The following is a 12,966-nucleotide window of genomic DNA, read 5'->3' as shown; positions in this document are numbered from 1 at the left end:
TAGCGCTGAGCTTTAGCCAGCGTCACCGTAGCGAACATCTCAAGCTCTTGCTCCAACACTCCACCCATCGCGGCCAGATTATAGTTTCCCCTGTCTGAAAATTCGCTAGAAGCCCACCCTTTCGCGAACACTCCATTTCATGCCCAACATTTCCTCCATCATCAAAAACGTCCGCAACATCATGCGGAACGAAGACCAAGGCATCTCCGGCGACGCTCAACGCCTGGAGCAGCTAGGCTGGATGCTCTTTCTCAAAATCCTCGACGAGAAGGACCAAGAGTTAGAGTACATCCGAAAGGGCTACCAGTCCATCATTCCCGAGCAATTCCAGTGGCGAAACTGGGCCACCGATCCCGAAGGCATCACCGGCGACGAGCTCCGCCTCTTCATCGACCATCCCACTGAAGGCCTCTTCGTCAAACTCAAGAACCTCCAGTCTTCCAAAGCCCCCGAGCGCGCCGCCCTGGTACGCGAAGTCTTCGACGGACTAAACAACTACATGAAGTCCGGCTACGCCATGCGCAAGGTGATCAACCAGCTCAATGGCTTCGATTTCAACAACAGCGACGACCGCCATATCTTCGGCACCATCTACGAGTCCATCCTCATCGAGCTGCGCGACGCCGGCAACAAAGGCGAATACTACACCCCGCGGGCCATCACCCAGCTCATGACCCAGATGACCAATCCTCGTCTAGGCGAGCACGTACTCGACCCCGCAGCAGGCACCGGCGGCTTCCTTTCCGCCGCTATCGACTACATCCGGGCCAACGAAGTCCACGACCTGCCCGACGAAGCCACGCTTCAGAAAACTGTCACCGGCTGGGAATACAAGCCCGTCGCCTACGTTCTCGGCCTCACCAATCTCATCCTGCACGGTATCGACGTGCCCGACTACCACTACCGAGACAGCCTCAAGACCGAATACGCCTCCATCGGACCGCGCGACCAAGTCGAAGTCATCCTTGCCAATCCGCCCTTTGGAGCCGGCATCGCCGAAGGCGTCGAGACCAACTTTCCCGCCGCCTTCCGCTGTCGCGAATCCGCCGACCTCTTCGTCATTCTCATGCTCCAGCTCCTCAAGCCCGGCGGCCGCTGCGCCATCGTCCTGCCCGACGGCTGTATCACCGGAGATGGATACAAGGAACGCATCCGCGAAAAGCTGCTCACCGACTGCAACCTGCACACCATCGTCCGCCTCCCGCAGTCCACCTTCCATCCCGCCACTGTATCCACAAACCTATTATTTTTCGAAAAAGGCACGCCCACCAAAGACATCTGGTACTACGAGCACCGCCTCCCCGAAGGGCAAAAAAGCTACTCCAAGACCAAGCCCATCCAATTCGACGAGTTCGCCCCCATGATCAAATGGTGGCACAAACGCAAAAAGTCAGACCGCGCTTGGAAAGTCTCCGTCAAAGACCTCAAAAAGGGCTTCGACCTGGACGTGAAGAATCCACACGAGGAAGAGTCTGAGTCCGACTTGTCGGTCAATGACGTGTTAGATTCCCTTACGAAGTCTCAAGAGAAGACCGCAGCGATAATTTCAAAAATCAGAACGCTTCTTCACGGATGAAACTTGGTGACGCAATCAAGCTGAGAAACAAAAACACCATCGAGATCGAAGACGAAAAGTCTTACGAGATATCAGGGGTCCAAAACTACGGCAAAGGAGTAGTGGTAAGGAGGCGAGTCCTGGGGCAGGAGCTTACGATGCGTACGTATCAAGTCATAGAATCCAATCAACTGATGTGGTGCAAAGTTGATACCAAAAATGGAGCATTCGGAGTAACTCATTCTACCCATGCAGGCACTCTTGCATCAGGCAACATGGCTCTTGCCGATATAAATTTGGAAAAAGTCGACCCAACCTATTTGGAGACTCTCTTCAGAATTCCAGCCTTCGCCGATTACATAACGAAGCTTTCGTCCGGAACAACCAACCGCAAGTATCTGACTCCTAAAAATCTACTAAATCAAGTAGAGCTACCCGATCTCGATCTAGCTGGACAGCAAGGATTCGTTGAGAAGCTTCGTACAATAGAAGAGCTTGGTATGGATCAAGAGATCGACCACCAACGATCCCTTCTCAAGAAGCTCAAGCAAGCCATCCTGCAAGAAGCGATACAAGGAAAGCTCACCGCCGACTGGCGGGCTGAGAATCTCGACGTCGAGCCAGCCAGCGAACTCCTCAAACGCATCCAAGTCGAAAAAGCCCGCCTCGTCGCCGAAAAGAAAATCCGCAAAGAGAAGCCGCTACCTAAGGTCACCAGCGAAGAGATCACCTGCGAGATTCCTGACAGCTGGGAGTGGTGCAGGTTAGGTGAACTAACTGAATTTGTTACAAGTGGTTCACGAGGTTGGAAAGCTTACTACGCAAATCAAGGATCCCTCTTCATCCGAGCTCAGAACATTAAGACCGATCTCTTGGATCTGTCGCAATCCGCCTTTGTTGATCTCCCAGATAAAATGGAAGGCCAACGGACCTTAGTTCAGCCTGATGATATTTTAGTAACGATAACAGGCGGAAACTGCGGAAAAACCGCTCGAGTCGACCAGCAACTCGAAGAGGCTTATGTTAGTCAGCACATCGCCCTTACCCGATTGATGGAAACCAAGTTGTCCGTTTGGATTCACCGCTGCTTAACCACAGACAACGGACCTCGCGGAGTGCTACTGAGCTATTCAAAGGGTGATAAGCCCGGACTAAATCTACCCAATGTCCGAACAGTTCCGATCCCCCTTCCACCCCTCGCCGAGCAAGCGGTCATCGTCGAACGCGTGGATGCCTTGATGGAAACTTGCCGCGAGCTGGAAGCGGAAATCGAACACTCCCAAGCCCACGCCAACCAACTCCTGCAAGCCGTCCTTAAAGAAGCCTTCGCCCCATGATTCGCTTCGAGCAGACAGAGGATGGAACGGGCTTACTCCTGGATTACATGCCCGAAAACCAAGACGGGAGCTGGATACGTGAGCTACTCGCAGAAAATGGCGAAGCGAGCCTCAGCGCTCGCATCTTTTTCGTTACCAACGAGCAATGGATCGAGGACGAAGACAGCGATCGCTTCGTATTCCGCATCGGGACGATAGCCAATTCCTACTTCCGCATCGATCGAGAAGTACTAGGCATAAACTTCGACCTAGCAATCCACACCTCGATAAACCTCGAACGCAAAATATTCGCGGCGGAGCGCAACATCGCCATCTTCCGCCGCTTCAACGAGTTTGGTCTTTCCCAACTCACCATTGGTGGAGACGCCGAAGGAGCACTTCCGACGGAAGTGTTCCGACTACTCCTTCGAAAATTCCCCAACACGTACGAGCTCAACAGCTACGCCAAGGCTCGCATTTCGTCCATCATACGAAACCACCTCCCCATCGAAAACGATTACAAGGTGCGATACGAAAACTACCTCAACACCAAGGACTCATATCAAGGTAGCGAGCCTCAGCTAAGCTATGCTCCTTACGAATTTCAAAAGTTTGCCGATCTTACTGAAAAGATCGAGACCATGCTTGAGAACGGCGAGAGTTACAATGAAGCGCGATGGCAGGATGAAATTCTCCAAGTCGTTCTCCTTCTCTTTCCCCGCTACATCCGCGCCTTCAAAGAAGGCCCTGTCAACGATAGCTGGGCCAATACCACACGTCGCGTTGATTTTCTATTAGTCGACGCCTCCGGCTTTATAGACGTCATCGAAATTAAGAAACCTTCCGACCAACACTCTGTAACTCCCAACGACTATCGCGGAAATCATGTCCCACAGCGTGAGCTCGCAGGGACTATCATGCAGGTTGAGAAGTACCTCTACCACTTCAATCGATGGGGAGAACTTGGCGAGAGAAAGCTCAACGAGAAGTATGGATCGAAGCTTCCCCAAGGCCTCGAGATCAAAATAGTGAATCCAACGGGTTTGATCATCATGGGCCGAGACAACAACCTCACAAATGATCAGAAGAACGACTTCGAAGTCATTCGCCGCAAGTATCGCAACGTTGTCGATATCATGACTTACGACGATTTAGTGCGCCGCTTGAAAGTCATCCGAGACCAACACCGACAGATTCAAGGATCCTGAGAAAGGACATCTCCTGAAAACATAAGATCCATCAAAACAATCCGAGCTATCTGTGGTTAAAACAAATAAGCCTCGTTCACTAGCGTCTCCACGGCGGATCTCCTGAGCTTTGCCACAAGTTCGGAAGGCAGCATCGAAATGCCGCTGCGAGGACAAGAACATCTGGCTAACGTAGAAGATGATGGCGGAGCTATACGGCCTCTCCGTTCCCGTCTCAAATCAGCGTCTTCAGCGACAACGAACTGGAGGGAGCCTCAGTTATTAAGCAGTACTTAACAACTGCCGCCTCCGGCAAAAGCTACCAGAAAACAACGGAGATCTACGCAACAGCTACTAAAGGTCTCTTAGCGGGAAACCTGCATAGACAATACGCAGAACAGGACCTCCCTGCGGCGACCCCCACTCCCTCAGGACTCAACCGTATCCACGATCTGTGACAATCAGTGTCATCTGTGGTTCAAAAAACACATTCCCAATCATCCCATCCCCATTCGTGCTCATTGCTTCGCTATCTCCGCGTCGCTCCGTCGTGGGCAAAAGAACACAAGTCAACGATCCGAAACTAACGCTTCGCCCCCCCTTCAACCCAAAAGCACGAAAAAGCCCACGCTTCCCCAAGCGTGGGCTTCCCCATTCAACTAGAACTACACTAACAAAAAGTTCTAAACCTTAGCGGGAACCCCGCTTTCCTCGAAATAGTCCATCGCCATCAGCTCTTCCTCGATGCTGGCGATTTGCGTGCGGATCAGCTCCGGACTGTAGAGCGACTTCAGCTCGAGCAAGCCTACCGTCACGATCACGTTCTCCAGCATGGTGTTCGCCTCCTTCAAGTCGGCGATCGACTCCTTCACGTTGAAACGGCCCGGAGTGGTCGGCAGCGGCGGCCAACGGCTATCGGAAACCCACGCGTTCGTCAGCAAGCGGCGAGCCGCCTGCAGGTCGTCGCGCATAGTGCCGAAATCCGTTCCCAAACGCTGGCTCACGCGGCGCAGCCCGTCATGGATATCCCGGCACACCGGATCCATGATGCGAGAGTACACCGTATTGGCCCAGGCCTTGGCGGTGCCACCGTGCCAGGCGATGCCATTGTCCACCTTGTAAACTTGGTCCGACTTGATCACCTCCTCGCTCGCATCGATCACCTCGGCAGGCGTTCCCATCTCGTATCCAAGATCTAGAGACAGGTCCAGCAGCTCCTGGAAGCGATCGACGCTCTCCGGCATCGGCTCGAAGAAACGCGCTTCGTTAAACTGCTTCACGTAAAAATAGGCGCTGGTGCCGATATACTCGGCATCCTCCGCGTAGGGCATGATAAAGCTGCCGGTCTCCTCCACGCGCTGCGACCAACGCTCGAGGCTTTCGCGGATCTCCTCCAGCTGCACCGGCGTCTCGCGATTCCCCTCCGTCGCCCCCATCAAGTACCAAAGCATCGGATTGGCCATCATGTCGGAACGGAAGATCAAGCGCAGGCCATTGGAAAGTTCGGTCGGATTCGTGAGCAAGCGGAGGAAGTCGGGCTTGTCCGCAATATAGTCTTCGATGCGGAAGAGCTTGTTCTTGTTGCTATGGCTGCGCACGTCGTAACGCAGTCCCGTCGCTTCGCGGATCTCGTCGAAGGACAAGAAAAGGCTGTCCGCGTCGCCAATCAAATTCTTGAAACCCGCTTCCCGGTAAATCGACGGCAAGTACTCCGCCCAGCTGCATTCGGGATTCCAGCCCGTGACCGGCCGCACTCCCACGTAGCGCTCCCAGGAGTCCAATCCGTCCAACAAGCTGTGAAACCCGATCTCGGGATCGATATTGGACAACATGATATGGGTATGCGGCGACGCCACCCCCTCAATACGACCTTCCTCCACGAGGGCTTTCAACTTGTCGAGAGATTTTGGATACTGCTCCGCCATGATCTCGAGCGTCTTCCCGCTCGCCTCGAAGGCAATGCGGTAGCGGTCGTCGGAAGCCACCAGTTCGAAAAGCTTTTCGTAGGACTGCTGCGCGACCCAGCCGCGCTTGGAAGGATCTAACTGGGAATACTGCAGATTGCCGTGGGGTAAAAAGAGAATCTTACGTTTTTTCATAGGATATAAATTGGTATTCGGGGATGGTATCAGTTTCGCCTCAAAGCCGTCCGGGAGAAAGCCAGCGCTGCATGACTAACTATGCACCCCCTGCAATTCCCGAATCGGCTTCGACAACCGCCTTGCGCGAGGCGCTGCAAACCGACTTCCCTACCCCGATTTTACCCTCTCAGCAGCTTATTTATACATGAACCCGAGGGTTGGCAGCCGCCTTCCAGATGGACAAGAGAGAGGAGAATACCCGTATCAGGCCTGCCCCATCTTGGTCAGCCTGAGACACCCTCTGCGCCGCCCCGCGCGTTCCGCCTCACCGTGGACCACACGGAAGCTGCGCCTTTCCAACGAATCCTGCGCTCAGCGCAAACAACCCCCTGACACCCAAATCTATGAAAAGGTCGTTCCCGACGTTTCTATTAAAACTGCTGGCGACGCTTGCGTTGCTCGCCATCCCGGCACGTATGTATGCCGTTGACTACTATGTCACCCCCACTGGAGCCGGAGCCCAAGATGGTTCCGACTGGTCAAACGCCTCCCCCCAAGACCAGATCGAGACGCTTCTGAACAGCTCCGCTCCCGGCGACCGCGTTCTCCTAGGAAGCGGCACCTATACCGTATCGCCCATCGATATCACGACTAGCGGCACCAGCGGTTCGCCCAAGGCGCTCGAAGGTGTGGATACAGGCGGCGGACTGCCGCTCTTCCAGGGTACCTTCGACGTGAACAACAACGCGAACTACACCTTCCTGGAGTTTCCTGGAGCTGCCCATTACTGGGAGATCAAGAACCTCCGTTTCAAGGATCAACCCTTCGTCATAGGGATGCGTCGTAGTGGTACTACCGATACACTACGCACCAACATCCTCTTCGAAAACCTCCACTTCGACACCATCGAAGACGCGATCCGCCTCTACAACACGAGCGAGATCCTCGTGAAGGACTGTACCGTAATCCGCCATACCAAGAAAGCATTCCGCATCGGCGACTACTCGAGCTTCGTTACCTTCGATTCCTGCTTCACGGATTGCAACGCGGGCGACCTGTCCTTCCCCACCCGAGCCATCCCCAACGGATTCGCCGGTGACGACACGGACGGACAGCCAATCATCCACGACATTACCTTCATCGACTGCGTGGCATTGAATAACGGATACAACCAGTCGAGCTCCAAGTACTGGAACGGTGACGGATTCAGCACCGAGCGCGGCACCTACAACGTTTTCTACATCCGCTGTAAAGCCTACGGAAACAACGACGCCGGCTTCGACAACAAGGCCTCCTACATCACCTACCAAGATTGCGTTTCCGCGGACAACTCTCGCGGCTACCGCCACTGGGCCGACAACGGCCAGATGTTCAACTGCGTCGCCTCCTTCAACTCCAAAAAAGGCGGTTCCGGCTCTTCCTACGGCCTCTGGGTGAGCGGCAGCGGCGGCGAACTCACGGTCGACTTCTCGACCATGCACGGCAACGGACACGGCGTCTCCATCGAAAACGGAGCATCGGTTACCGTATCCGATTCGATCCTTTCCACCACCAGCGCCACCGCCGTTTTCGCATCTTCCTCGGTCAACCTGATCGATACCGCGACCTACCGTCCGGGCGAAGGGACCGACCCGCAATACGTCGCGGCCGATCCAGCTTGGCAAGGCGTTCCCCTCGACTCCATGGATAGCCAGACCTACGGCTTGACCAAGGGCTATAGCAGCGAGCGCGTCGACGAGACTCCCAACGTCGCTCCAACCCTGAGCATCGCTTCCTCCAGCACAGGCGGCGTAACGCCCACCACCATCGACTTTACGTCGACTGCCACCGACTCCGACGGCACCATCATTAGCTACCTCTGGGACTTCGGCGACGGCAACGTCACCAACACCCCCAACCCGACCCATACCTACAACGTACCGGGCACCTACGAAGCCGAGTGCACCGTCACCGACAACCGCGGAGCCAAGGCATCCCAAAGCATCAACATCGTCATCACATTCCCTACCACTCCCGTGGTAACGCGTATCGAATCGGGAGGAGCAAGCAGCTTCACCGACTCCAACGGCAACGAATGGGTCGCCGACCATAGCAGCGACAACGGCGGCGGCATGGCCGATCGCGGCGCCATCGAAATCGCCGGCACCCTCGACGATCGCATCTACCAAACCGAGCGCTGGGGAGTTTCCGACTACAGCATCATCCTCGCCAACGGGATCTACGAAGTGAAGTTGCACTTCGCCGAAACCTACCACGGCATCACTGCTGCCGGCCAACGCGTCTTCACCGTTTCCGCCGAAGACAGCTACCCGGCCGGTTGGATCGACATCGACGTATTCGACCAAGCAGGCGGTTCACAGACTGCTCTCGTCAAATCCGGCTTCGTGGAAGTAGAGGACAACATTCTCGACCTAGTCTTCACCGCCTCCGCAGACAATCCCATGATTAGCGGCATCGAGATCCTACCTGCCGCCTCCGCGGACCTGCCACCGGAACCTTCGGCGAACTTCTACGCCTCCAACGTTCAAACCGACGGCTTCACCGTTACCTGGGATCCTGCCAGCGACGAAACCGGAGTCGACAGCTACGACGTGTATCTGGATGGTCAATACCAAGGAACAACCTCCGTTGCTTCCTACACCTTTACCGGACTGTCGCCTTACACCTCCTACTTCGTCAGCGTCCGCGCTCGCGACGTAAACGGAAACCTTTCCGCTCCTAGCGACGAAGCAATCGTCAAGACTCTCGACGACGGTACCGTGGGCGCCGAAATCATCCTCGACAACGACGCCCAGCTTGGCGTCACCTTCGTGGGAAGCTGGCCTAGCAGCAATTCCGTATCCGGACATTGGGGCGCTGACTACCAGCACAACGAAAACCTAGAGCAAGGCAGCAAGTCCGTCACCTACACGCCTGACCTGCCCGCCGCTCGACTCTACGACGTCTTCCTACGTTGGACCAGCTCCAGCAGCCGCGCCAGCAACGTACCCGTAGATATCATACACGCTAACGGTACCGACACCGTTTCGGTCAACCAACGCAACAACAACGGCGAATGGGTCCTGCTCGGCACCTACAACCTTGCTGCCGGCACCGCCAACAGCGTGGTCCTTCGTACCGACAACACCAACGGGCACGTTATCGCCGACGCCGTGCGCTTCCTCGCTAACGACGGCCCCGCGCCCGACACCGAAGCTCCGACCGTTCCGACAAACCTGCAAAGCAGCGCCCTTGCCGAAACCAGCTTCAACCTCAGCTGGGACGCCTCGAGCGACAACACCGCCGTCACCGGCTACGAGGTCTACCTCGACGGATCGCTCTACAGCACCGTTTCCGCTACCACCGAAACCATCGGTGGACTCACTGCAGAAACGAGCTACAGCGTCACTGTCGTAGCGCTCGACGCAGCCGGAAACGCCTCTGCCGCCAGCTCGGCCCTCAGCGTAACCACCCTCGCCGAAACCACCGGCGGAGGAGGTAGCGGTACCTCCAGCGACGGAATCGTAAGCTTCAACGTCACCAACCCTGGACAAGAAGTCGCTTCGACCGACAGCCTCGGCGCTGTCGCTGCCACCAACTGGAACAACTCCACGGTAAACAACGAAACCTTCACCGACGCGACCGATAGCGAAGGAGTCGCCACTACGCTCGATATCCGTTTCGCGAATACGGCGTTCTTCTACCCGAACAGCACTCCGGAGTACCCTGCCCCACTCGCCGACGACGCGTCCATGATGCGCACCCAGCGAGCCACGAGCAACTCCTCCAGCACTGCCGTCTACGCAGAAGAGGTCCCCTACGACAACTACGACGTCTACGTCTATTGGGGTGGCCTTCGCTCCGCGGACTCGACTCCCCAGACCATGACGGTCAGCTTCCAGCTCTGGGATGGTTCCGCCTGGGTGACTCAAGAAACCAAATACATCACCGATAACGATCACGCCTGGGATGGCACCTACAACGAATCCACCGCTACCGCCTCAGGCGATGCAGTTGATGGTAACGAATACGTAGTCTTCCGTGCCCGCACTGACACGGACTTCAAGATTGTCACCACCGCAGGGCGCCGCATCGGAATGAGCGGTTTCCAAATCGTCTCGCGCGACCTCACGCCTCCTAGCGTTCCCGCTAACTTGCAAAGCAGCAACGTCAGCGAAAGCGGATTCACCCTTAGCTGGGACGCTTCCACCGACAACGTAGCCGTAACCGCCTACGACGTCTACCTCGATAGCGTACTCTTCGGGTCCGTTACCGATACCACGATCGACATCACAGGCCTGTCTCCAGAAACCACGTACGGCGCTACCGTTGTCGCTCGCGACGAAGCTGAAAACGCCTCCGCGGAAAGCGACGCGCTCATCGTCACCACCGCCGCAAGCAGCGGCGGAGGGTCGACCTCAGGCGACGCCATCAGCGTCAACATCACGACTGACAACAACGTGCTCGCACCCAGCGACGTCGTAGGCGCCGTACCGGTTGCCTACTGGAGCAACTCCACCGTGAACAACGAAAACCTGATAGACGTCCTCGACAGCAACGGAAACGCCACCACGGCCGATATCAAGTTCACCAATACGGCCTATCCCTACGCTGACGAAACGCCGGATATGCCAGCTCCCCTCGATGACGATGCGAAGATGATGCGTAGCCAACGCGCCCGCAGCAACGTCTCCTCCATGGCCTTCGAAGCCTCCGAGATCCCCTATTCCACCTACGACCTCTACGTCTACTGGAGCGGTCGCAAGTCAGGGGAAACCGTGCCCATCACCATGGACGTGAACCTGCAGTACCACGACGGATCCACCTGGGTCGTCCAAGCTACCAAATACATCCGCGACACGGACCGGAAGTGGGACGGCACCTACAACGAATCCCTCGCCACTACCGCTGCCGAAGCGGTCGATGGCGAAGAGTACGTCGTATTCCGAGGGCTCACGGAAAGCTCCATCCGCGTGGTCGGCGTTTCCGGACGCCGTACCGGCCTCAGCGGCTTCCAGATCGTTTCGCAGGTTTCTACCAACGGCTCTACCGAGACCGAAGAGCCACAAGGGTCCAGCCCAAGCATCACCAGCGCATCCAGCGCCAGCAGCGCCTACGGCAGTCCCTTCAGCTACAGTATCCTCGCTTCGGATACGCCCACTAGCTACGCTGCCACTGGCCTTCCCGCTGGATTGTCCATCGATCCAGCGAGCGGCGAAATTTCCGGCACGCCAAGCGAAACCGGAAGCTTCACCATCGAGCTCACTGCCAGCAACGAATACGGCAGCGGTATCGCTACGCTCGTGCTCGACGTCGCTGCAGCCAGCCAAAGCATCAACCTGGACGCGATCTCCTCCAAGACTTACGGAGACGCGCCCTTCGAGGTGAGCGCCGCGGCAAGCTCCGGCCTGCCAGTCGCCCTCGCCGTAGTCAGCGGTCCGGCCGAAATCGCCGGAAACACCCTCACCCTCACCGGGGCGGGGAACGTAACCGTAGAAGCCACCCAAGCTGGCGACGCCAACTACCTCCCCGCCGAGGCCCAGCAGGCCTCCTTCGAGGTGGCCCAGGCGAGCCAATCGATCTCGATCCACGCCATCTCCTCCAAGACCTACGGAGACGCGCCCTTCGAGGTGAACGCCACGGCAAGCTCCGGCCTGCCGGTCGCCTTCGCCGTGGTCAGCGGTCCGGCCGAAATCTCCGGAAACACCGTCACGCTCACCGGGGCGGGGAACGTAACCGTAGAAGCGACCCAAGCAGGCGACGCCAACTACCTCCCCGCCGAAGCCCAGCAAGCCTCCTTCGAGGTGGCCCAGGCCACGGCCAGCCTGAGCTTGGACGGACTCTGGAAAGTCTACGACGGAGCTCCAGCGGAGTTGGCTCTCACCACCGATCCTGCCGATCTCGAAGCGACCCTTCTCTTCGACGGGTCCCCGGTAGCTCCTACGTATCCAGGAACCTACGACGTCAGCGTCAGCATCGATGACCTGAACTATCAAGGCGAAGCCAACGCCAGCCTAAGCATCGTCGCGACCGCCCTGGTCCGCAACGCTCCGACCTTGAACGGCGGCGTCATCGGCTCGGTGCAGTTGGTGGAAGCGAGTTCCTTCAACCTCAACGGTGGAACCGCAGTCTCTGGTGACCTTCTGCTTCCCGGCACTCCCGAGATTCGCGTCAACGGACAACCCGGCTTCGCCGGACAGATCGATGCCGGAGGCGACATCGCTCCCGACGACTACCGCATCACCCTAAACGGTGGCGCTTCGATCAACCACCTCGTCAGCCGCGTCAACCCTCCGAGCCTGCCAGCCGTGGATCCCGCGCCGGCGACAGAGGGTACCAGAAACGTCTCGCTCAACCATCCGGAAGACGAGATCGGTGAACTCGCCACCTTGCGAAACCTCACCCTCAACAGCAACGCTGGCTCGCGGGCTCTTCCCGCAGGCACCTACGGAAGCCTGACCGCCAACGGCAGCAGCAGCTTCGTCCTCGGAACCCTCGGAGCCACCGAGCCGGACGTCTACAACCTCGAAGGCATCACCCTTAACGGAAACAATACCAGTATCCAGATTGTAGGACCTGTCGTTCTAAACCTCAGCGGCAACGTTTCGCTCAACAGCGCCAGCATCGGCGACTCCGCCTTCCCGGAATCGCTTTGGCTCCGCTTCTCGGACGGCGACCTCACGCTCAACGGCGCCGCAAACCTCCACGGTTTCGTCGAAGCGCCGCTAGGCAAGGTTACCTTAAACGGATCGTCCACGCTGCAAGGCTGCATCTCCAGCGACGAGCTGGTCATCAACGGAAACGCCCTGCTCAGCTGGGACGCTCCCTAAGCAAGCTAAGCTTCGGCG

The 12,966-nt window shown here is 57.1% G+C and carries 5 protein-coding genes; 4 read left to right on the top strand and 1 reads right to left on the bottom strand.

All coding sequences use genetic code 11. The features are described from left to right. The first annotated feature begins 139 nt into the window (after positions 1–139). From QEH57_RS10025 to QEH57_RS10015, 3 genes are read left to right on the top strand one after another with little or no spacing between them, the layout of a single operon-like run. Positions 140–1,576, top strand: coding sequence for an N-6 DNA methylase (locus tag QEH57_RS10025; protein ID WP_309006596.1), 1,437 nt, complete (start codon positions 140–142; stop codon positions 1,574–1,576). Further along, complete coding sequence (locus tag QEH57_RS10020; RefSeq protein ID WP_309006595.1) at positions 1,573–2,892, top strand: restriction endonuclease subunit S; 1,320 nt, start codon at positions 1,573–1,575, stop codon at positions 2,890–2,892. The genes QEH57_RS10025 and QEH57_RS10020 overlap by 4 nt, the downstream gene beginning before the upstream one ends. Then, a complete protein-coding gene (locus tag QEH57_RS10015; RefSeq protein ID WP_309006594.1) occupies positions 2,889–4,079 on the top strand; it encodes a DUF4263 domain-containing protein in 1,191 nt (396 codons plus the stop codon). The genes QEH57_RS10020 and QEH57_RS10015 overlap by 4 nt, the downstream gene beginning before the upstream one ends. A gap of 662 nt (positions 4,080–4,741) precedes the next feature. Here QEH57_RS10015 and QEH57_RS10010 read toward each other — a convergent pair. Continuing rightward, entirely contained in the window at positions 4,742–6,157 is a 1,416-nt protein-coding gene (locus QEH57_RS10010) for a hypothetical protein (RefSeq protein WP_309006593.1), read from the bottom strand. Positions 6,158–6,543: 386 nt separating this feature from the next. Here QEH57_RS10010 and QEH57_RS10005 point away from each other — a divergent pair, with 386 nt between their 5' ends. Then, positions 6,544–12,948 (top strand): malectin domain-containing carbohydrate-binding protein, encoded by a 6,405-nt coding sequence (locus QEH57_RS10005; RefSeq protein ID WP_309006592.1) that lies wholly within the window; start codon positions 6,544–6,546, stop codon positions 12,946–12,948. Positions 12,949–12,966 lie beyond the last annotated feature (18 nt).

Origin of the sequence: Pelagicoccus sp. SDUM812005 (assembly GCF_031127875.1) — a bacterium.
Lineage (GTDB): Bacteria > Verrucomicrobiota > Verrucomicrobiia > Opitutales > Opitutaceae > Pelagicoccus.
The sequence above is the reverse complement of the archived record's forward strand: the minus strand, read 5'-3'. Positions and strand labels throughout refer to the sequence as shown.